17 protein-coding genes and 1 riboswitch are annotated in these 20,755 nt (G+C 69.7%); of the genes, 3 read left to right on the top strand and 14 right to left on the bottom strand.

Annotated elements, in window-relative coordinates; all coding sequences use genetic code 11:
- Positions 1–323 precede the first annotated feature (323 nt).
- Both ABZT04_RS02270 and ABZT04_RS02265 read left to right on the top strand, forming a co-directional pair.
- Positions 324–1,094 carry an ABC transporter ATP-binding protein gene (locus ABZT04_RS02270; RefSeq protein ID WP_356051930.1) on the top strand — a complete coding sequence of 257 codons (771 nt, stop codon included), beginning with the start codon at positions 324–326 and terminating at the stop codon, positions 1,092–1,094.
- Positions 1,095–1,148: 54 nt separating this feature from the next.
- Positions 1,149–3,680 carry an ABC transporter permease gene (locus ABZT04_RS02265; protein WP_356051928.1) on the top strand — a complete coding sequence of 844 codons (2,532 nt, stop codon included), beginning with the start codon at positions 1,149–1,151 and terminating at the stop codon, positions 3,678–3,680.
- 82 nt (positions 3,681–3,762) lie between these two features.
- On the opposite strand, the gene ABZT04_RS02260 is transcribed toward ABZT04_RS02265, so the two are convergent.
- Together ABZT04_RS02260 and ABZT04_RS02255 are read right to left on the bottom strand one after the other, a co-directional pair.
- Positions 3,763–5,055, bottom strand: a complete 1,293-nt coding sequence (locus tag ABZT04_RS02260) for a cyclopropane-fatty-acyl-phospholipid synthase family protein (RefSeq protein WP_356051926.1) — start codon at positions 5,053–5,055, stop codon at positions 3,763–3,765.
- Between the two features lie 206 nt (positions 5,056–5,261).
- Positions 5,262–6,662: an NAD(P)/FAD-dependent oxidoreductase gene (locus ABZT04_RS02255; RefSeq protein ID WP_356051924.1), complete on the bottom strand. Its 1,401-nt coding sequence runs from the start codon at positions 6,660–6,662 to the stop codon at positions 5,262–5,264.
- 502 nt (positions 6,663–7,164) lie between these two features.
- Here ABZT04_RS02255 and ABZT04_RS02250 point away from each other — a divergent pair.
- Positions 7,165–8,187 (top strand): zinc-binding dehydrogenase, encoded by a 1,023-nt coding sequence (locus tag ABZT04_RS02250; RefSeq protein ID WP_356051922.1) that lies wholly within the window; start codon positions 7,165–7,167, stop codon positions 8,185–8,187.
- Here the strand turns inward: ABZT04_RS02250 and ABZT04_RS02245 are convergent.
- The 12 genes from ABZT04_RS02245 to ABZT04_RS02190 all read right to left on the bottom strand — a co-directional run bounded on the left by ABZT04_RS02245 (position 8,184) and on the right by ABZT04_RS02190 (position 20,718).
- The gene (locus ABZT04_RS02245; RefSeq protein ID WP_356051920.1) at positions 8,184–9,134 is read right to left on the bottom strand and encodes a Ppx/GppA phosphatase family protein; all 951 of its coding nucleotides are present in this window, start codon (positions 9,132–9,134) and stop codon (positions 8,184–8,186) included. The genes ABZT04_RS02250 and ABZT04_RS02245 overlap by 4 nt on opposite strands.
- Entirely contained in the window at positions 9,131–9,661 is a 531-nt protein-coding gene (locus tag ABZT04_RS02240; RefSeq protein WP_356051918.1) for a DUF501 domain-containing protein, read from the bottom strand. Before ABZT04_RS02240 ends, ABZT04_RS02245 begins: the two co-directional genes overlap by 4 nt.
- 68 nt (positions 9,662–9,729) lie before the next feature.
- Complete coding sequence (locus ABZT04_RS02235; RefSeq protein WP_356051916.1) at positions 9,730–10,206, bottom strand: septum formation initiator family protein; 477 nt, start codon at positions 10,204–10,206, stop codon at positions 9,730–9,732.
- A gap of 104 nt (positions 10,207–10,310) precedes the next feature.
- Entirely contained in the window at positions 10,311–11,597 is a 1,287-nt protein-coding gene (eno, locus tag ABZT04_RS02230) for a phosphopyruvate hydratase (RefSeq protein WP_356051914.1), read from the bottom strand.
- 292 nt (positions 11,598–11,889) lie between these two features.
- A complete protein-coding gene (locus ABZT04_RS02225) occupies positions 11,890–12,576 on the bottom strand; it encodes a transglycosylase family protein (RefSeq protein WP_356051912.1) in 687 nt (228 codons plus the stop codon).
- A gap of 3 nt (positions 12,577–12,579) precedes the next feature.
- Positions 12,580–12,751: riboswitch (cyclic di-AMP (ydaO/yuaA leader) on the bottom strand.
- Between the two features lie 193 nt (positions 12,752–12,944).
- Positions 12,945–13,916 carry a transglycosylase family protein gene (locus tag ABZT04_RS02220; RefSeq protein WP_356051910.1) on the bottom strand — a complete coding sequence of 324 codons (972 nt, stop codon included), beginning with the start codon at positions 13,914–13,916 and terminating at the stop codon, positions 12,945–12,947.
- A 125-nt stretch (positions 13,917–14,041) separates the two neighbouring features.
- Positions 14,042–15,367 (bottom strand): cytochrome P450, encoded by a 1,326-nt coding sequence (locus tag ABZT04_RS02215; protein WP_356051907.1) that lies wholly within the window; start codon positions 15,365–15,367, stop codon positions 14,042–14,044.
- A complete protein-coding gene (locus tag ABZT04_RS02210) occupies positions 15,364–17,616 on the bottom strand; it encodes a hypothetical protein (RefSeq protein ID WP_356051905.1) in 2,253 nt (750 codons plus the stop codon). The genes ABZT04_RS02215 and ABZT04_RS02210 overlap by 4 nt, the downstream gene beginning before the upstream one ends.
- A 66-nt stretch (positions 17,617–17,682) precedes the next feature.
- On the bottom strand, positions 17,683–18,687 hold the full coding sequence (locus tag ABZT04_RS02205) for a nucleoside triphosphate pyrophosphohydrolase (protein WP_356051903.1): 1,005 nt from the start codon (positions 18,685–18,687) through the stop codon (positions 17,683–17,685).
- 78 nt (positions 18,688–18,765) lie between these two features.
- Positions 18,766–19,413, bottom strand: a complete 648-nt coding sequence (locus ABZT04_RS02200; protein ID WP_356051901.1) for a SurA N-terminal domain-containing protein — start codon at positions 19,411–19,413, stop codon at positions 18,766–18,768.
- 207 nt (positions 19,414–19,620) lie between these two features.
- Positions 19,621–20,250 carry a hypothetical protein gene (locus ABZT04_RS02195; RefSeq protein ID WP_356051899.1) on the bottom strand — a complete coding sequence of 210 codons (630 nt, stop codon included), beginning with the start codon at positions 20,248–20,250 and terminating at the stop codon, positions 19,621–19,623.
- A gap of 6 nt (positions 20,251–20,256) precedes the next feature.
- A complete protein-coding gene (locus ABZT04_RS02190; RefSeq protein WP_356051896.1) occupies positions 20,257–20,718 on the bottom strand; it encodes a hypothetical protein in 462 nt (153 codons plus the stop codon).
- Between the last annotated feature and the right edge of the window lie 37 nt (positions 20,719–20,755).

Here is a 20,755-nt window from a genome sequence, read left to right as displayed (position 1 = left end):
CATCAGACCATGGAAAGAGCCATCAGCACTTGCCAATAGCCTTGCGTGCGGTCCGGGGGCACGTATGCGGAATGACGGAATTTCACCGCCCGAACGAGGGTGCTCCACCGGTTCTTGACGTGTGCGCTCTTGATCGGCCTCGGGGGCGACCCTGGGGGACGTTCCTCGGGGGCGCTCCTCATCCCCAGGTATGACGGCGCCGCGCGCAGTCCGACTGGAGGCTGCCCCCGGAACCGGAACAGCGGGTGACTCCACGGCGGAATACGGCCGGAAGGATGGGACGCGTCCCCAGCAACACCGTCGTCCCGACAGGAGCGCCCTCCGTGACCACCACCCCCATCGCCGACCGGACCACGTCCGTGGCCGCGCGCGCCACGGATCTTTCCAAGATCTACGGACAGGGCGAGACCCAGGTGGTCGCCCTCGACCGGGTCTCGATCGCCTTCCGGCAGGCCGAGTTCACCGCGATCATGGGCCCCTCGGGGTCCGGCAAGTCCACGCTGATGCACTGTGTGGCCGGCCTGGACACGTTCTCGTCCGGTTCCGTGCGCATCGGTGACACCGAGCTGGGCTCCCTGAAGGACAAGCAGCTCACCAGGTTGCGCCGGGACAAGATCGGTTTCATCTTCCAGGCGTTCAACCTGCTGCCGACGCTGACGGCCCTGGAGAACATCACGCTCCCGATGGACATCGCGGGCCGCAAGCCGGACAAGCAGTGGCTGGACTCGGTGATCACCATGATCGGTCTCGCCGACCGGCTCAAGCACCGGCCCTCCCAGCTCTCCGGCGGACAGCAGCAACGCGTCGCCGTGGCAAGGGCGTTGGCCTCCCGCCCCGACATCATCTTCGGCGACGAGCCGACCGGAAACCTCGACTCGCGCTCCGGCGCCGAGGTGCTGGGCTTTCTGCGCAACTCCGTACGGGAGCTGGGCCAGACGGTGGTCATGGTGACCCACGACCCGGTGGCGGCGGCGTACGCGGACCGGGTGGTGTTCCTCGCGGACGGCCGGATCGTCGACGAGGTGTACGAGCCGACGGCGGACTCGGTGCTCGACCGCATGAAGCAATTCGACGCCAAGGGCCGCACCAGCTGAGCCCGAGCCTCCTGACGCTCCCTCACCTCTCGTACACCTGGACTGAGTAGACCCATGTTCCGTACCGCCTTGCGCAACGTACTCGCGCACAAGGCCCGGCTCCTCATGACCGTGCTCGCCGTGATGCTCGGCGTCGCGTTCGTGTCGGGGACCCTGGTCTTCACCAACACCATCTCGAACGCCTTCCAGAACAGCTCGGCCAAGGGCTTCGACCAGGTCGACGTCGCCGTCCAGGCCAAGAACCAGGACGACAAGGGCGACACGGTCGGCAAGACGCCCGAGCTGACCCAGGCCATGCTGGACACCAGCGCCAAGGTCCCGGGCGCCGCGTCCGCGACCGGGGTCGTCAACGGCTTCACCGCCATCGCCGACAAGAAGGGCAAGCTCATCGGCGGCGGCTTCCAGTCGGAGGGCGGCAACTACTGGGGGGACAGGGACGCCCGCTATCCCCTCAAGTCCGGTGCGGCACCGCATGGTTCGGGTGAGGTCGCGATCGACTCCGAGACCGCGAAGCGCGCCGGGTACAAGGTCGGCGACACCGTGCGCATCTCGGTCGACGGCCCGGTGCTGACTCCGAGGATCACCGGCATCTTCACCACCGACGACGGCAATGTCGCCGCCGGCGGCAGCCTCGCCCTCTTCGACACGGCGACCGCGCAGAAGCTGTTCGGCAAGGCGGGGACGTACGACGAGATCGATGTGAAGGCGGCGGCCGGGACGAGTCAGGCGGCGCTCAAGGCGCGGTTGGACCAGGCGCTGCCCAAGGGGCTCACCGAGACCACCACTGCCCAGCAACTCGCCGACGACCAGGCCGAGTTGATCTCCTCGTCGATGAGCGGGCTGAAGTCGGGTCTGCTGGTCTTCGCCGGCATCGCGCTCTTCGTCGGCACCTTCATCATCGCCAACACCTTCACGATGCTGGTCGCCCAGCGCACCAAGGAACTGGCCCTGCTGCGCGCGGTCGGCGCCTCCCGTCGGCAGGTCACGCGGTCGGTGCTGATCGAGGCGTTCGTGGTCGGCGCGGTCGCCGCGGTGGCCGGTCTGGTCGCCGGTATCGGTATCGGCGCCGGGCTGCGCGCCCTGATGGGCACGATCGGCGCGACCGTCCCGGACGGCCCGCTGATCATCACCTCGGGCACGGTCCTCAGCGCGCTCGCGGTCGGCATCCTCATCACCATGCTCGCCGCCTGGCTGCCCGGCCGCCGGGCCGCGAAGATCCCGCCGGTCGCCGCGATGAGCAGCCTGCACGCGCAGGCCACCACCAAGTCGCTGGTGCTGCGCAACACGCTCGGCGCGCTGTTCTCCGGCGCGGGCATCGCCGTCGTCATCGCGGCCACCACGATGAGCGGTTCGGACGGCCAGGCCCCCATGGGCTTCGGCGCGGTCCTCCTCATCATCGGGGTGTTCATCCTGACCCCGCTGCTGTCCCGCCCGCTGATCGCGGCGGCGGCCCCGGTCCTGCGGATCTTCGGGGTCTCCGGCAAGCTGGCCCGCCAGAACTCGGTGCGCAACCCCCGCCGTACGGCCGCGACCGCCTCCGCGCTGATGATCGGCCTCACCCTCATCACCGGCATGACGGTGATGGCGGGCAGCCTGCAGAAGTCGATCGACAAGATGGCGAGTTCGGCGATCAGCGCCGACTACATCGTCTCCATGGCGAACGGCAACGAACTCTCCGCGAACGTCGACAAGACGCTCACCACCACCTCCGGCGTCACCGCCACCAGCCCGCTGCGCAACTCCCCTTCGCGCATCGACGGCAAGACCGAGTACCTGACCGGCGTCACCGGCTCCACCATCGGCAAGCTCACCGACCTCAAGGTCGACAGCGGCAGCTTCAAGGTCGCCGGCGCCCGGGCCGTCGTGGACGACGACACGGCCAAGTCCCATGGCTGGACGGCCGGTTCGACCTTCACCACGCACTACGAGGACGGCAAGGCTTCACAGCAGCTCACCGTCTCCGCGGTCTACGAGGGCAACGAGCTGATCCACGGCATCATGCTCGACAACTCGACGCTCTCCCCGCACCAGACCGACCCGGCCGACATGCAGATCCTGGTCAAGACCGCGGACGGCGCCTCGAGTTCGACGAAGGACAAGCTGGAGAAGGCCCTCGGCTCCAACCCGGCCGTCAAGGTCCAGGACAAGAAGGACCTCTCCGACAGCATCGCGCAGGTCTTCACCCTGATCCTCAACATGGTCTACGGCCTGCTCGCCATGGCGGTGATCGTCGCGGTCCTCGGGGTCATCAACACCCTGGCCATGTCGGTCTTCGAGCGCTCGCAGGAGATCGGGATGCTGCGTGCGATCGGCCTGGACCGCAAGGGCATCAAGCGGATGGTCCGCCTGGAGTCCCTGGTCATCTCGCTCTTCGGCGGGGTGCTCGGCATCGGTCTCGGGGTGTTCTTCGGCTGGGCGGCCGGTGAGCTGGTCGGCGCGAAGATGGCGACCTACGAACTGGTCCTGCCCTGGACCCGGATGGCGGTCTTCCTGCTCCTGGCGGGCACGGTCGGCGTCCTGGCGGCGCTGTGGCCGTCCCGGCGGGCGGCGAAGCTGAACATGCTGTCGGCGATCAAGTCCGAGTAGCCGTAGAGGAGTTGACCGAAAAAGGGCGAGGGCCCCGTTCCGGATCGGAACGGGGCCCCTTTCTGTTGTCCTGGCGGCAGGCTCAGTTCCAGGTGCGGGCACGCAACGGCATTCCGGAGCCGCCCGGTTCGGGGGTCCGGACGGCCAACACCTGGTTGACTCCTATGCGGTTGCGTTCGAAGCCGAGCGCGGAGGCCGCCATGTAGAGGCGCCACACCCGGGCCCGCCCGGCACCGACCAGCCCGACCGCGCGCCGCCACTCGGACTCCAGGTTGGCGACCCAGCGGCGCAGGGTGAGCGCGTAGTGCTCGCGGATCGCCTCGACGTCCCGCACCTCGAACCCGGCGCTCTCCAACTGGGTCACGGTGGTGCCGATGGGGGCGAGTTCACCGTCCGGGAAGACATAGGCGTCGATGAACTCGTCGATGTCGTACGCCGATTCGTTCTGCCAGGGGCGGCGGGCGATCTGGTGGTTGAGCAGCCGTCCGCCCGGTGCGAGCAGTGCGAAGAGGACTCTCGCATACTCCAAGTACCGTGCGGAGCCCACGTGTTCGGCCATGCCGATGGAGGAGATGGCGTCGTAGGGGCCGTCGCTGACATCGCGGTAGTCCTGGACGCGGATCTCGACCTTGTCGGTGAGCCCCTCCTCGGCGACGCGCTTGCGGGCGTAGGCCGCCTGCTCCTGCGAGAGGGTCACGCCGACGACGCTCACGCCGTACTCGCGGGCCGCGTGGATCGCCATCGAACCCCAGCCGCAGCCGACGTCCAACAGGCGCTGACCAGGTGTCAACTCCAGCTTGCGGCAGATGAGTTCGAGCTTGTCGCGCTGGGCGTCCTCCAGGGTGCCGTCCGGGGACTCCCAGTAGGCGCACGAGTAGACCATGGACGGGCCGAGGACGATCTCGTAGAAGTCGTTGCCGACGTCGTAGTGGTGGCTGATGGCGCGTTTGTCGGTGCGTTTGGTGTGGAGGTGGGCGCGGCCCCGGCGGACCTCCTCCGGGGGCGGGGCGGGCGGCAGTGGGAGCCCGCCGAGCTTGACCAGTCCGCGCAGGGCGGACCGCACCTCGGGGTCGCGCAGCGCCTGGGCGAGACTGCGGGCGTCCTCGCCGCGCTCCCACACCAGCGAGGACATCGCGTCGAGGGCGGCGTACAGATCGCCCTCGATGGTCAGGTCCCCGGCGACCCACGCACGCGCCATGCCCAGTTCGCCGGGTTTCCACAGGAGTCGGCGCAGGGCACGGCGGTTGCGTACGACCAGGGCCGGGGCGTCCGGCGGCCCGGCCTCGGAACCGTCCCAGGCGCGGATGCGCACCGGGATGGGGGTTCCCAGTAGTTGTTCGAAGAGGGATTTGAGCCGCAGCGCGGCATCAGCCATGGCGCACACCTCCGTGACGCGGATCCCGGAATTGTCCATCACTACGTAAACACCGGCCAAGCTCTGTTGCAGTCCTGCTCGAGCGTTACAAGTAGGCAAAATAGATGTAGCCGCCATGTACACGGATGCCCAACAACGCCGAAGGGGCCGTCCGCACCACGGATGGCGGACGGCCCCTTCGGGCGTGTTTCAGAGGCGACCGGAGGTCAGGAGGCCTTGGCCTTCGCTTCGGTCTTGCCCGCAGCGGGCTCGGCGGCAGTGGCCGGGGCCGGCGCCGGCTTGGCGGCCTCGTAGAACTCCTCGCGGGGGTTCTCCATGGCGCCGAGCGACACGACCTCGCGCTTGAGGAACATCGCGAGCGTCCAGTCGGCGAAGACGCGGATCTTGCGGTTCCAGGTCGGCATCGCCAGACCGTGGTAGCCACGGTGCATGTACCAGGCGAGACGGCCCTTGACCTTGATCTTCGTCTTGCCCAGGACGATCATCGCGACGCCCTTGTGGAGGCCGAGACCGGCCACGGCGCCCTTGTTGGCGTGCGAGTACTCCTTCTGCGGGAAGCCCCGCATACCGGAGATCACGTTGTCGCCGAGGACCTTCGCCTGGCGCAGCGCGTGCTGGGCGTTCGGCGGGCACCAGGCGTTCTCGACGCCGGCCTTGCGGGCCGCGATGTCGGGCACCTGGGCGTTGTCGCCGGCGGTCCAGATGTAGTCGGTGCCGGTGACCTGGAGGGTCGGCTGGGCGTCGACGTGACCGCGCGGGCCGAGCGGGAGGCCGAAGCGGGAGAGGACCGGGTTGGGCTTGACGCCGGCCGTCCACACGATCGTGTTGGAGTCGACCTCGAGGCCGTTCTTCAGCACGACGTGGCCGTCGACGCAGGAGTCCATGGAAGTCGAGAGGTAGATCTCGATCCCGCGGCTCTCCAGGTGCTCCTTGCCGTAGAGGCCGAGCTTGGGGCCGACCTCCGGGAGGATCTTGTCGGCGGCGTCGACGAGGACGAAGCGCATGTCCTCGCGGGAGACGTTGGTGTAGTACTTGGCCGCGTCCCGGGCCATGTCCTCGACCTCGCCGATGGTCTCCGCGCCGGCGAAACCGCCGCCGACGAAGACGAAGGTGAGCGCCTTGCGGCGGATCTCCTCGTCGGTGGTGGAGTCGGCCTTGTCGAGTTGCTCAAGGACGTGGTTGCGCAGACCGATGGACTCCTCGATGCCCTTCATGCCGATGCCCTGCTCGGCGAGGCCGGGGATCGGGAAGGTGCGGGAGACCGCGCCCATCGCGATGACGAGGTAGTCGAAGGGCAGCTCGTACGCCTCGCCCACGAGGGGGGCGATCGTGGCGACCTTGCGGTCCTGGTCGATGGTGGTGACCCGGCCGGTGAGGACCTCCGCCTTCGGCAGCACGCGTCGCAACGGGACGACGACGTGCCGAGGGGAGATGCTGCCGGCGGCGGCTTCGGGGAGGAAGGGCTGGTAGGTCATGTACGACCGGGGGTCGACGACCGTGACGGTCGCCTCGCCGTAGCGCATCTTCTTGAGAATGCGCCGAGCTGCGTACAGGCCTACGTACCCACCGCCTACTACGAGGATCCTGGGACGCTCCGTGGTGCTCATGCCATCGAGTATCCACCTGCCCCTGGGGGGTCGCTCGTGCGCCCCTTCACAAGCTTCACCAGGGGCTGTGTTATCCTCCGCGACTCGCATGATCCAGGTCACGTCGCGGGGGTGGAACCACGGTGCGGTTCGCCCCGTTGTCAAGGCCGCGTGAGCTGCCCCTCTTACCTTTCGGACCCCCTGAACCACACCTCCACGCCACCCTCGCGAAACGCTCCCGAATCACTCCCGTACGACCCCGCCGAGCAGGCTTCCGGGCCCGCCGAGCCCCCGGAAGGGCCAACCGGGGCAGTCCGATCGCCCAACGGGACAGAATTCCTTGTGAAGAACTTCACGAACTTTCTTACGGACGCGTTCGGGAGGAGGTCGCGAGCGCCCCCTTGCACCCGCTCATACGTTATACGGGCTGCTCAGGAGTTTACTACCGGCCGGTAATAAACGAGGTGGATCGGCCGTCGGATCGACCGGGAATGAAGCCGGACCGGTCGCATGTTCTGCGCGCATGACGTCCTCGCCGAGCACCCTCACGATGCGCGCCGTCCAACTCTCCGCCCCGGGCCCCGTGGACAATCTGCGGCCGGTCACGCTCCCCCTCCCGCCCGAGCGCGACGGATGGGTCCGCATCCGCGTCGAGGCGTTCGGCCTCAACCGCTCGGAGCTGAAACTCCGGCTGGGGGTGAGCGTGGGCGTCAGCTTCCCCCGGGTGCCGGGCATCGAGGCGGTAGGCACGGTCGACGCGGCCCCGCCCGGCAGCGGACTGCTCCCCGGCCAGAAGGTCGTCGCGATGATGGGCGACATGGGCCGCACCTACGACGGCGGCTATGCCGAGTACACGTCGGTGCCGCTGGCCCAGGTCATCCCCGTCGACACCGAGCTGCCCTGGGAGGTGCTGGGCGCCCTGCCGGAGATGGTGCAGACCGCCTACGGCTCGCTCACCGTCGGCCTGGACCTGAAGCCCGGTCAGTCCCTGCTGATCCGCGGCGGCACCTCCTCGGTGGGCCTGGCGGCCGCCGCGCTGGCCCGCTGGCGCGGCGCCACGGTGCTGTCCACCACCCGCCGCCCCGACCGCCTCGCCTCCCTGAAGGAGCGCGGCGTCGACCACCCCCTGCTGGACACCGGCGAAGTCGCGCCCGCCGTACGGGAGTTGTACCCGGACGGCGTCGACGCCGCCCTCGACCTCGTCGGCACCCCGACCCTGCCCGACACCCTGCGCGCGGTACGCGTCCACGGCACGGCCTGCTTCAGCGGCAGCCTCTCCAACCAGTGGACGGTCCAGGACTTCTCCCCGAACGAGTACCTCCCCCGAGGCGTCCGCCTCGCCGGCTACTTCGGCGACGCCACCGACCTCCCCCGGGAAACCTTCCAGGAGATCCTCGACGCGGTGGCCGCCGGCCGGCTGTCCTTCCCCGTGGACCACGTCTACGACGGCCTGGACCAAGTACGGCGGGCCCACGACGACATGGAGCACAACCGGGCCACGGGCAAGCTCGTGGTGCGGGTCCGGCACGGCCGGCCGCGCGCTTAGCCCGCCGCCACCTGGAACGCGATCCCGTCCAGGATGTCGTGCTCGCTCACCACGACCTCCTCCGCGCCGATCCGCTCCATGATCGAGAGCAGGACGAGGGCGCCCGCACCGATGACGTCGACGCGACCCGGGTGCATGGAGGGGATGGTCGCGCGTTCCGCGTGGGTGGAGTGGAGGAGGGAGTCGGTGATCTCGCGGACGCGGTCGTGGGAGACGCGGGAGTGGTGGATGGCCTCCGTGTCGTAGGCCGGGAGGTTCTGGGCGATCGCCGAGATGGTGGTGACCGAGCCGGCCAGGCCGACCAGGGTGCGGGCCTCGCGGAGCGGGACCGTCTTCTCGGCGAGGTCGAGGGCCGCCTCGATGTCCGCGCGCATCGCCGTGATCTCGTCCGGGGTGGGCGGGTCGGACACCTTGCCGTCGTGCACCAGGTGGCGCTCGGTCAGGCGGACGCAGCCGATGTCCACGGAGCGGGCCGCGCGGACCTGGTCGTCGCCGACGACGAACTCGGTCGAGCCGCCGCCGATGTCGACGACGAGGTAGGGCTTGGCGAGGTGGTCGCTGCCGGTCAGTTCCTTGGTGGCGCCGGTGAAGGAGAGTTCCGCCTCCTGGTCGCCGGTGATCACCTCCGGTTCGACGCCGAGGATGTCCACGACCCCGCGCACGAAGTCGTCGCGGTTCGAGGCGTCGCGGGAGGCGGACGTGGCCACGAAGCGCAGGCGTTCGGCGCCGTGCTCCTTGATGATCGCCGCGTAGTCGCGGCAGGCCGCGAAGGTGCGCTCCAGCGCCTCGGGGGCGAGCCGACCGGTGCGGTCGACGCCCTGTCCGAGCCGGACGATCGTCATCCGCCGGTCCAGGTCGACGAGTTGACCGGTCTCCGGGTCCACGTCGGCCACCAGGAGGCGGATCGAATTCGTACCGCAGTCGATGGCGGCGACACGGCGGGTCACTGATCGTCCTCCTTCGGGACACTCACACACGGGCCCTTGGCCCACCACTCCGGCAGCATCGCAAGGGCCTCGTCGCCCAGCGGGTTGACGCCCGGGCCCGCGGCCAGGGAGTGGCCCACCAGGACGTGCAGGCACTTCACGCGGTCCGGCATGCCGCCCGCGCTCGGGAAGCCCTCCAGGACCTCGATGGCGTCGCGGCGCGCGATGTAGTCCTCGTGCGCGGCGCGGTACGCGGCGGCCAGCTCGGGGTCCGTCTCCAGCCTGGCCGTCATCTCCTTCATGACGCCGTTCGCCTCAAGGGTGCCGATCGCCGAGGCGGCGCGCGGGCACGTCAGGTAGTACGTCGTCGGGAAGGGCGTGCCGTCGGGCAGGCGCGGGGCCGTCTCCACCACGTCCGGCTGACCGCACGGACAGCGGTGCGCGATCGCGCGCAGGCCGCGCGGCGGACGCCCGAGCTGCTGCTTGAAGGCCTCGACGTCCGCGTCGGTGGGCTCGGTGCGCGGAGTGGACGGCGGGGGCGTTTCCATGCGGGTACGAAAGTCTCTCTGTCAGTTCAGTTCGCTGTCGCCAGTGGCCACTGGTGGCTACTGGCTGGTTATTGGTCGGAGGCGTCGGACTTGTCCACGCCGTCCCACACGTTCGCGTACCAGGGGCGGTCGGCCGCGCCCAGCTCGGCGCGCGACTGCTTCGCCGCGTCCGGGTCGATCACGATGTAGCCCGTCTCGCCGGGCATCACATAGTGCAGCCGCTGCCTGATCTGCTGTTCCGCGTACGAGTCGTCCTGCCAGCGTGCCTTGAGGTCGCGCAGTTGCTCGACGCGCTGCCGCGCCTGCGCCTGCTGCCGCTGAAGGTCGGAGACCTCGGCGCGCTGGGAGACGTACTGCCTTATCGGGTACGCGAGCGCCACGATCAGCGAGCACAGCACCAGGGCGAGAAGGGCCGCCCGGCCGGTGAGCCGGGAGCGGCGGGCCTGCCGCTTGGTCTGGGAGCGGTAGACCCGGGCCGCCGTCTGCTCGCCGAGCAGCTTCAGCCTGGTCGCGGTGGAGAACCGGTCCCGGTCCTTCACGGCCATCTTCCCCGCCTCCCGTTCACACGCGCGTACGTCCCCGCACACGGTACGGGACCGGTACGGGGACGTACGTACGACTGGCTAAGGATTGACCCTGGTGGGGTCAGTCAGCCCTTGAAGCGAGGGAAGGCCGAACGGCCCGCGTACTCCGCCGCGTCGTCGAGGATCTCCTCGATGCGCAGGAGCTGGTTGTACTTGGCGACGCGGTCCGAGCGGGCCGGGGCGCCGGTCTTGATCTGGCCGCAGTTCACCGCGACGGCGAGGTCGGCGATGGTGACGTCCTCGGTCTCGCCGGAGCGGTGGGACATCATGCACTTGAAGCCGTTGCGCTGGGCCATCTCGACGGCGTCCAGGGTCTCGGTCAGCGAGCCGATCTGGTTCACCTTGACGAGCAGGGCGTTGGCGATGCCCTCCTCGATGCCGCGGGCGAGGCGCTCGGGGTTGGTGACGAAGAGGTCGTCGCCGACGATCTGGACCTTCTCGCCCAGCTTGTCGGTGATGACCTTCCAGCCGGCCCAGTCGTCCTCGAACAGCGGGTCCTCGATGGAGACGAGCGGGTACGCGGAGACCAGCTCCTCGTAGTACTCGGTCATCTCGGCGGCCGAGCGGGACTTGCCCTCGAACTCGTACTTGCCGTCCTTGTAGAACTCGGAGGCGGCTACATCAAGCGCCAGGGCAATCTGCTCGCCGGGGATGTAACCGGCCTGCTTGATGGCCTCGATGATGAGGTCGAGGGCGGCGCGGTTGGACTCCAGGTTCGGGGCGAAGCCGCCCTCGTCGCCGAGGCCGGTGGACAGGCCCTTGGTCTTCAGCACCTTCTTGAGGGTGTGGTAGACCTCGGCGCCCCAGCGCAGCGCCTCGGAGAAGGACTCCGCGCCGATCGGGGCGATCATGAACTCCTGGATGTCCACGTTCGAGTCGGCGTGCGAGCCGCCGTTCAGGATGTTCATCATCGGGACGGGCAGCAGGTGCGCGTTCGGGCCGCCCAGGTAGCGGAAGAGCGGGAGGTCGCTGGCCTCGGACGCGGCGTGGGCGACGGCGAGGGAGACGCCGAGGATGGCGTTGGCGCCGAGCGAGCCCTTGTTGTCGGTGGCGTCCAGGTCGAACATCGCCTGGTCGATCAGGCGCTGCTCGGTGGCGTCGTAGCCGACGAGCTCCGGGCCGATCTGCTCGATGACGGCGAGGACGGCCTTCTCGACACCCTTGCCGCCGTAGCGGTTGGGGTCACCGTCACGCAGCTCGATGGCCTCGAAGGCACCCGTGGAGGCGCCGGACGGAACGGCGGCACGACCCGTGCTGCCGTCGTCGAGGCCGACCTCGACCTCGACCGTGGGGTTGCCTCGGGAGTCCAGGATTTCCCGGGCTACGACGACGTCGATGGACGGCACGAGCATCTCCTTCTTCAATGTGACGCGGCTACGCAGTACCGCGGTGGGCTCTGCGAGACGAGCCTAACCGGCTCCGGGCGATCGGCCAGTCTGTCGACCATCCCTTGAGCAGAACCGAGAGTAAATTGTTTCCGAACGGAACAAAAACCGCTCCGGAAGCGTGCGCAAAAAAGCCCCGCCCCGGTGCGTACGGGGGAACACGCACCGGAGCGGGGAGCCCGTGGGGGACGGGGGTGACCCTCACGAGGTCTCCATGGTGCAGTCCACGGATGTGAGGGCGCTGTGGTTCAGCTGAGTACTACTTAAGGTGGAGCTGCTGACCCGGGTAGATGAAGTCGGCGTCGTCGATGATGTCCTTGTTCAGCTTGAACAGCTTCTGCCAGCCGCCCTTCACCTTGTGCTTCTCGGCGATGGAGCTGAGGGTGTCACCCTTGACGACCTTGTACTCGCCGTCCCCCTTCTTGACCTTCTTGCCGGTCGGGGTGGTGACGGTCTTCTTGGCGGCCGGGCGCTCGGCGGAGCGGGAGGCCGTCGTGTCGGAGGTGGAGCGCTCGCTGGTGCTGCTGCTCGACGAGCTGCTGCTGGAGGAGCTGGAGCTGCCGCCGGAGTAGGTGGCGCTCGACAGGCCGGTGCCGCAGACGGGCCAGGCACCCTTGCCCTGGGCGGCGAGAACCTTCTCCGCCACGGCGATCTGCTGGGCCTTGGAGGCCTGGTTCGCGGTGGAGGCGTAGGCGGTGCCGCCGTACGCGGCCCACGTCGAGGCGGAGAACTGGAGACCGCCGTAGTAGCCGTTGCCGGTGTTGATGGACCAGTTGCCGCCGGACTCGCACTGGGCGACCGTGTCCCACTCAGAGGCGGTGGCGGCGGAGGCGTTGCCGGCCGCCATGAGCGGGGCGGCGATGGCGACACCGGTCACGCTGGCGAGCGTGGCGACGCGGGTGGCCTTGGACGGACGGCGGTGCTTGCCCTTGCCGGAAAACAGCATGGAAGATCCCCTCACCGACGCCTGCGAGGTGAGCTGTCGGGTTCGGGCCGTGTGAGTTGCCCGGCCGCGCACCTCGCGGTGCGCGACTTAACCCCAAGCCGGATCCAGCAGCCTCAACTGCCGGGCCCAGCACTTACCTTGGGTCCCCCGCTCCTGCCTACGGCGCTTGACGCGACGACTGTTCCCGGAAGCCGCTGGCAGGACTCGGCGTGTGCGGCAGCCGGGGCTCGTGGTGACGAGCGGCCTTGACCGTAGACAGGGAATCGGCGGAATTTCAAAGACGATCAGGGCTTCTGAGACTCATCCCACACTTTCACCAAACCGGACATTCAGCGCGAAGCGTGACGTGAACTCCCGCTGTTTTCCTGCTACTTTCCGCCCGTTTCAGCGCTCACGTCCAAGGTCTGACCGGCGGCGATCCGGGTCGGATCGGCGCCTATCACCTTTTTATTCTCGGCGTACAGCGCGCGCCATCCGCCGTCGAAGCCAAGGGAGTCGGCGATCGACGCGAGGGAGTCGCCGGCACGGACGGTGTACGTCTTCGCCGTCACACTCTCCTCGGCGCTCGCCCCGCGATGCTTTCCGGTGCTTCCCTGGTCGCTGCTTCCCTCATCGGTCGCATCACCGAGCGCACCGGTGTCGACGAGGCTCCACTTCCCCACCGCCTGCTCCGAGTTGTCCGATTCGTCGAGTTTCGGAGATGCGGAGGCCGAGGCGCCACTCGCCGAAGGAGTGGTGGACTTGTCGGACTTGGTGGAGTTGTGCGTCGCGGAGGACGAGGGGCTGCTCGACGGGTCGGCGGCGGAGGAGTCGGACGAATCCGATGAATTCGAGTCCGTACTGCCGGAGTCGGACAGGCCGGACGAGCCCGATGTACCGGAGGAGTCGGTGGAGCCCGAGGAGTCCGTCGCGTCGGCCGACGGCGAGTCGCTCGCGACGCCCGTGTCGACGTTCGTCGAACCCGAGGTCGTGGTGAGGCCGGAGAGCAGCGCGCAGGTGGTCCACGCGGAGGTGCCCTTGGCGTCGAGGATCTTCTCGGCGACGGCTATCTGCTGGGAGCGGCTGGCCAGGTCGGCGCTCGGGGCGTACTCGAGACCCCCGTACTTGTCCCAGTCGTCCTGGGTGATCTGGAGCCCGCCGTAGTAGCCGTTGCCGCTGTTCTCGCTCCAGGAGCCGCCGCTCTCGCACTCGGCCACCTTGTCCCAGGTGGTGCCGTCGGCGGCGTTCGCGGCGGCGGCGCCGAGGAGCGGGATGGCGATGGCGGAGCCGGTCACCCCGGCCGCGACGAGCAGAGCCGGAGCCTGACGGGGGCGACGGTGACGACCGTTCCCGGAGAGCATGCGGAGGCCTTTCGCGTGACAGCGGGGGAGCGCGCGGCGGGTGGTGCGGGGCGCCGCGCTGGTACGTGAACGTAGCCGCAGTCGATCACTTGTCACAAGTTAATGCCACGCAGATCACGTGAAGATCACAGAGTTGAAGAAGTGTCATCTTCGGGTTTGGCGGCCCGAATCACCCGTTCCGGGGTGAACTCCACGGGCAGGGTGCGCAGTCCGCGCATGATGAGCCCGCCGCGCCAGCGCAAGTCGGCGGGGTCCGCCGCGAGTTGCAGGTCCGGGAGGCGGGTGAGGAGGGTGGCCAGCGCGGTCTGGCCCTCCAGGCGGGCGAGCGGGGCACCAAGGCAGTAATGAATGCCGTGGCCGTAACCGAGGTGTTGATTGTCACGCCGTCCGAGATCGAGGACGTCGGGATCGGCGAACCGTTCCGGATCGCGGTCCGCGGCGGCCAGGACGACGAGCACGGGGTCGCCTGCCGCGATGTCCTGCCCGCCGAGGGTGAGGGGCCCGGTGGCGAAGCGCCAGGTAGCCAGCTCCACCGGACCGTCGTAGCGCAGGAGTTCCTCGACGCCGGTTTCGAGGAGCCCGTGTTCGCCCGCGGCCAGGGACTTCTCCAGGCGGGTGCGCTGGTCGGGGTGGGTGAGGAGGGCGTAGGTGCCGTTGCCGATGAGGTTCACGGTCGTCTCGAAGCCGGCGAACAACAGGATGAAGGCCATCGCCGCGGCCTCGTTCTCGGTGAGGTGCTCGCCGTGGTCGGAGGCGCGAATGAGGCCGGAGATGAGGTCCTCGCCGGGGAGGGGGTCCGGGGTGTCGGGGAGGGCCTCGCGCTTGCGGTGGATGAGGTCGGCGAGATAACCGCGCATCTTCTTGACGGACCGGGCGACTCCGCCCCTCGGGCCTCCCCCGTGCCGAATCATCATGCCCGCCCAGTCGCGGAAGTCGTCCTGGTCCTCGCGGGGGACGCCGAGCAGGTCGCAGATGGCGTAGATGGGGAGCGGGAAGGCGAAGTCGTGGATGAGGTCGGCGGAGCCGCTCCGCGCGAACCTGTCGATGAGTTGGTCCGTCAACTCCTGCACCCGGGGCGCGAATTCGGCCACTCGGCGCGGGGTGAACGCCTTGCTGACCAGTCGGCGCAGGCGGGTGTGGTCCGGCGGGTCGATGTTGAGCAGATGCGTCATCAACTCGGCCTTGCGCTCACCCGGGATACCGGTCTTGCCCTTGGCGTGGGCCGGTTCGTCATGATGCGCGGGATTCTTGGAGAGCCGCGGCTCGGCGAGGGCCTGCTTGGCATCGACGTAACGGGTGACCAGCCAGGCTTCCACTCCGCTGGGAAGCCGCGTCCGGTGCACGGGGGCGTGCTCGCGGAGCCAGGCGTAGGCGGGGTAGGGATTGGTGGCGAACTCCCAGGTGAAGAGTTCGGGGGCGGGGTGGGGGGTGGGGGGCTGCTGGTCTGTCACTCCTTGACGGTATCTGGGGTGGCGGGGTGCCTCATGTCGGCTGCCTTGCGGTACCAGGACTTGGCTTCTTCGGAGTTGCCCTGTTTTTCGAGGAGGAGGGCGAGGCGGTAGGCGGCGTAGGAGTCGCCTGCCTCGTAGCCCTTCTCGTAGTCCTTACGGGCCTCCTGCGCGTGTCCCTCCTCTTCCATCAGGACGCCGTGGTGGGCGTTGTCCAAGGGGTAGGCGGCGGCGGGCGCGAAATACTCCCCGACCGCCTTGGAGGTCGGCGGATCGTTCCGCATGTACGCCAAGAGCGTGCCGGCCGGCTCATCGCCCGCCTCTGCGGCTCGGGTCAACCACACGCGAGCCGTTCCCGTCTCGTTCGCCAGGAGGTGGAGCACTCCAGTACTCCTGGCGACTTCGGCGTATCCGCTCCGCTCCGCCTCCACATACCAGTCGCCTGCCCCCTCAAAATCACCGTCGGCGAGCAGTAGATCCCCCAGCCGATGCTGCGCCTCCGGATTGCCCACCCGGGCCGCCGCAGTGAACCACTTGGCCGCCCGCTCCCTGAGCAGCGTGCCCAGCAGGGTGGCGGCCCCGGCATCCCCGGCCTCAGCAGCCGTCTCCAAATAGGGCTCGGCACCCCTGGTGTCACCGCGCTTGACGAGGAGTCGCCCTAGACGCCCGGCGGACTCGGTCTGCCCCGCCTCGGCCGCCCGGCGGAACCAGGTCTCGGCGTCCGTCCACTCCTCCAACTCTTCGGCGAGCAGACCCAGGTCGTGCATGACCCAGGACTGCCCCTTCCCAGCCGCCCGCTGGAACGCGATCCGCGCCTCGGCGGCGACGGCCCCGAAGTCGTAAGCCGGGTCCTCCTTCGCCAGTAGCAGCACCTGGTTCCAGAGCTGACGGTCCACCTCCGGGTAACTGCTGTCCCCGATGGCCGTGTTGAGGAGATACGGCGACACCTCCCACGCCCCCGCCCCGCCCCCGCTCAGCATCGGCAGCACCCCGTACCGCTTCTCTACCGCCCACTCCAGCGCCGCGTCCACGGACTCGCGCTCGACACCGGGCACGCCGTAGCTCTCGTGGACCGAGACGAGCAGGTCCAGCGGGAGCGGCCCGGTGAGCCCGCACCGTGCCAGGTCGATCGCCGCCCGCACCAGCGCGTGCCCGCGAGGGTGCCGGTCGGCCCGCCGGGCCCGCTGCCACTCCTCCCAGAGCGATGGCCCTACGGCGAGATAGGCCCCGGCACTGTCGGTGCGGGGCGTCGCGGCGGCCTCCCGCAGGCGGGGGTCGCCGGTCTCCCGCGCGCGCTCCCGTTCGGCGTCGCTCCACTCCGAGGACAGTTCGACCACGTGGGCCAGATCGAGAAGCCGTCCGTGTGAGGTCAGCCGGTACTCGTCGTAGGAGTCCTCGCGCATGGTGGCGAGCACGACCGCCTCCAGCCCGGTCAGTTGGGCCAGCAGCCGTGGCTCAAGCCCCCGGTCGCCGAGATGGCCGTCGAGATCGTCGAGCCAGACGGCACAGCGCTCCGACCGGCCTCGCAGCAGCGCGGGCAGCTCCCGCAGATCCTCGTGCCGGGCTGGGGCGAACACCCGGTGGTCGGGGAGGACGTCGGCAAGTGCGGCCAGCGCCGTGCGCGATTTCCCGGCGTACGGTTCGCCGAGGACGAGTGCCAGGCCGCCTTCCGAACGGGCCTGTCCCACCGCCGAGTTGACCGCGTCGCCTTGGTCCCGTCGCACATACGGCGGCAGTGCGGGCAGCCCCTTGGTCCGCCGGGTCGGCCGCACCCCGTGCGTGAGCGGTTCGATGTCCTTCGCCAACGGCCAGTCAGCGGGGCTCTGTTGGGCGTCGTTGGGGCGAGTGCCGTAGGAGTTGCGTACGTTCTGGACGCCGATGACCTGACCGTTGAAGGTGGAGCTACGGAAGTCGAAGAGGTCTGCGTCCTTGGGCAGGCGTATCGGGGGCTCCCCCCACCTGTCGACGAGGGCGCGGAGTTCGTCGGCCGCCTCCGGGCTCGGATTCCTCAGCAGACCGTCCCGCAACTGGTGACGCCAATGCGGCGTCAGTGCCTCGTCGTTGGGCGACCACGACCCCGCGGCCAGAATGGCGAGCGCACGGCCGCTATCACCCGCTGCGTGCCGACCCAACCAGGCCAGGAAATCCTCTCGCACCGCCCCCCAGTTGTCCGAGCTCATCCCCGCCGCCAAGGTCTCGGCCGCCTCGTCGGCCAGCCGCTGCAACTCCCCGTCGTCCACGCGCTCCCCCACACCCGAAACCGTCCCTGCCCCAACGGTACTGAGCCCACGCCCCCACTTCCGCCCCTCGGCCCAGGATCAGCCCGCTCCTCCCTCCACCCCCCTGATCGCATCCCGATAAGCCCGCCCCGCCGCCCGCAACGCCGCCTCCGGATCCACGCCCTCCGCCTCGGCCCGCACGGCCAATGCCAAGAGCTCGTAGCCGATGCCGTCGTCCCCCTTCGGCAGCGGTACCTCAAGTCCCGCCGTGCGCACGCGTGATGCCAGTTTCGCGGCAAGGGCCAGGCCGGGCTGGCCCATCGGGATGCCCTCGGTGACCGAGGTGCGCTGTTTCTCTATCGCCTTGGTGCGCAGCCAGTGTTCCTTGACCTCCTCCGGTGTCGATGCCGTCTCGTCGCCGAAGACGTGCGGGTGGCGGTGGATCAGCTTGGTGACGATGCCGCCGGCCACGTCGTCGATGGAGAAGGGGGTGTCGGGGTCCTCCTCGGCGATACGGGCGTGGAAGACGACCTGGAGCAGGACGTCCCCCAACTCCTCGCGCAGTTCGTCGCGGTCGCCCTCCTCGATCGCCTCGACGAGTTCGTACGCCTCCTCGATGCCGTACTTCGCCAGGCCCTGGTGGGTCTGCTGGGAGGACCACGGGCACTCGGCGCGGATGCGGTCCATGACCTGGACGAGGTCGAGGAGGCGGGCGCCCGGGAGGTCGTAGGAGGCGGGGAGCAGTTCCAACTCGGGCATCCGGACGCGGCCGGAGCCGGCGAGGCGGGCCAGGCCGTCGGTCAGCGTCGGTTCGCCCTCGCCGGACGCGATCACGACCACGGTGTGTCCACCGGCGCAGGCGGCGACCAGTTCCTCGGCAGTCGGGGCTGCCTCGTCCACCCGAATCCCGGCCTCGCTCAGATACGGCACCTGCGGATGCGTACCGTCCGCGCACAGCACGCGGTCGGCGGTGCGCAGCGCCTCCCAGGCGGGCCAGGACAGCAGGCCGGGGGCGACGCGGTGGCTGGTGGTGAGCAGGACGATGCGGCCGGGGGCGGGTGCGTCCTCAGAGCTGGAGCTGGGGACGGAGCTGGGTGCGTTCACCCTCCGAACGTAACTCACGGCACCGACAGCCCCGCGAGTTATCCACAGGCCGGCCGCCCAGGTGCGGGCGCCGTACCGTTACGCCGACTGCTGGGTCTGCGTCGCGGTGACCTCGCGCACCCACGGTGTCTTGGCGTCGACCCGGCTGCTCTTCTCCACGTCCCAGGTGCCGTAGCGCGGGTTGAGGTCGACGTGGAGTTCCTTCGACGCCTGCGAGAGGGCCTTCCAGAAGGCGGGCTGAGTGGTGTCGGTGCCCAGTTCGGCGGCGAGTTTGCGGCCCTCGACCTGGAGCCGGAGGTTGTCGTCGAGGCGCTTCGGCGGGACGCCGTACTGCGCCAGCCAGGTCGCCTCCAGCGCCTTGGAGCCGCCCGCCTGCTGGGCGAGGCCGGCCCGCAGGTCCTGGATGTCCTTGCGGGTGACCGTGACTCCGGCGTCCTGCGCGGCGCGGTGCACGACCCGGTCGAAGACCATGCCGTAGAGCGTCTCGCGGGTCAGACCGCCGGTGGTGGCGATGGCCCGCTCGTACTGCGCCTCGTTCTGTACGGCCCCCCGCTGGGCCGTGCGCACCTCGTTGACCCTGCTCTGCAGTTGCGCGACGGTGATGCGCTGCCCGCCGACGACGGCCGCGGCGCCAGGGTGCGCGTCGTTGCCGCAGGCGGTCAGGGCGGGGGCCGCGGCGGCGATCACGGCGGTGAGGACGAGCGCGGTGCGACGGCGGCGGTGCAAGGGAGCCTCCCGTTGGAGATTGCAATAACAGGTGCGGCGCGCAGCGCCTCCCCCAGGGGCGGTGGTCGGGCGACGGGCGGGCGCACAAAGTCTTGCGGTGATCGATGTTAGGCAGTGGGTCGGCTGTGGCCAACCCATTCGACCAACGATTCACCGGGACTTCGGGCACCGGCACGCACGCGTGCGGCTCGGCCGGCTCCCCCGGGCTCAGCCCTGCGCGTCCACCGCCCGCTTCACCGCGGCGGCGACACCCGCGCGCAGTCCGTCGCCGACCGGCACCCAGGCCACGTTCGTGGCGGCCTTGGACGCGCTGCCGTCGCCCACGAGCACGAACCCCAGTTTCGCGTGGCTCCCCGTCGCCTCCCGCGCCGCCGTCACCTCGGGGCCGCCCACCGCGAGGACGATCTCGCAGGAGCCCTGGAGCATGGCATTGAGGAAGGGGCGGGCACCCGCCGTGCTCTGCTCGCCGACCACGGAGGTGTACGTCACGCGCGCGTGCGTCGTGAGGGAGGCATCCTGCATTCCCTGCCACACCGTGGCGGCGGTGGTCCTGCCGGTGATGCCGTGCCGGTCGGTGAGCAGACAGGCGTCGGTCTCCGTGTAGTGCCGGGCCCGGGTGGCGGGGATCGGCGGACGGCTGGTGTCGTGCCGGGAGAGGACGATCCCGGTCACGATCAGCGCGAGGGACACGGCGGCCGCCCCCGCGATCATGGCGAGGGTGCGTCCGCCGAGCGAACGCAGCCCGGTCACCGCGGCGCGTCCCACAGCGGTGAGCCGCCCCTCGCCCTCGGCCCGGACCGGACGTGTCCGCGTGACCTGCCGGACCTGCTTGACCATGTACTGCTACTCCTCCGCCCGCTCGACCACCGGGTCGCCCGTCTCATCGGTCACCAGGTCCCCCGACCGCTCCGCCGCCCGCCCGACCGCGAGGCCCCCGCCCCCGGACCGTGCGCCGATCCACCGCCACTCGCGGCGCCCCGCCGGCCGGGGCCATGCCGCCCACGCGTGCGCGGAGGCGCCCGCCATCGACAGCGCGATCAGCAGCAGGTCCGTCCCGAACAGCACACCGTGCGTGTCGTCCGGCGTCAGCGCGAGCTCGGTGATCCAGGCCACCAGGACCGCGCTGAAACCGGCGAAGACCAGCCAGTCGGCGCGGGTGCGGCGACGCAGGGCGAGGACCAGGGAGGGGACGGGGCACAGCAACCCCAGGGTGACGAGGGGCAGGACGGCGAACCCCGCCCGTACGGCGGGCAGCCGCAGCGCCGGTGTGGCGGACACCCTCAACAGCCGCCGCAGCGTCTTCATCGCCCTCACCCCTCGACTCCCGTGAAACAGTCCGCCG

Origin of the sequence: Streptomyces sp. NPDC005492, from assembly GCF_040605995.1 — a bacterium.
Lineage (GTDB): Bacteria > Actinomycetota > Actinomycetes > Streptomycetales > Streptomycetaceae > Streptomyces.
Note: the sequence above shows the minus strand (reverse complement) of the source record. Positions and strands in the feature narration are given on the sequence as shown.

Coding starts and splice junctions, on each gene's coding strand:
- eno (WP_356051914.1), bottom strand. CDS start 11,597: ATGCTCGTGCCGTCCATCGACGTCGTCGTAGCCCGGGAAATCCTGGAC.
- ABZT04_RS02255 (WP_356051924.1), bottom strand. CDS start 6,662: ATGAGCACCACGGAGCGTCCCAGGATCCTCGTAGTAGGCGGTGGGTAC.
- ABZT04_RS02260 (WP_356051926.1), bottom strand. CDS start 5,055: ATGGCTGATGCCGCGCTGCGGCTCAAATCCCTCTTCGAACAACTACTG.
- ABZT04_RS02190 (WP_356051896.1), bottom strand. CDS start 20,718: ATGAAGACGCTGCGGCGGCTGTTGAGGGTGTCCGCCACACCGGCGCTG.
- ABZT04_RS02225 (WP_356051912.1), bottom strand. CDS start 12,576: ATGCTGTTTTCCGGCAAGGGCAAGCACCGCCGTCCGTCCAAGGCCACC.
- ABZT04_RS02195 (WP_356051899.1), bottom strand. CDS start 20,250: ATGGTCAAGCAGGTCCGGCAGGTCACGCGGACACGTCCGGTCCGGGCC.
- ABZT04_RS02220 (WP_356051910.1), bottom strand. CDS start 13,916: ATGCTCTCCGGGAACGGTCGTCACCGTCGCCCCCGTCAGGCTCCGGCT.
- ABZT04_RS02240 (WP_356051918.1), bottom strand. CDS start 9,661: ATGGAAACGCCCCCGCCGTCCACTCCGCGCACCGAGCCCACCGACGCG.
- ABZT04_RS02250 (WP_356051922.1), top strand. CDS start 7,165: ATGACGTCCTCGCCGAGCACCCTCACGATGCGCGCCGTCCAACTCTCC.
- ABZT04_RS02235 (WP_356051916.1), bottom strand. CDS start 10,206: ATGGCCGTGAAGGACCGGGACCGGTTCTCCACCGCGACCAGGCTGAAG.
- ABZT04_RS02265 (WP_356051928.1), top strand. CDS start 1,149: ATGTTCCGTACCGCCTTGCGCAACGTACTCGCGCACAAGGCCCGGCTC.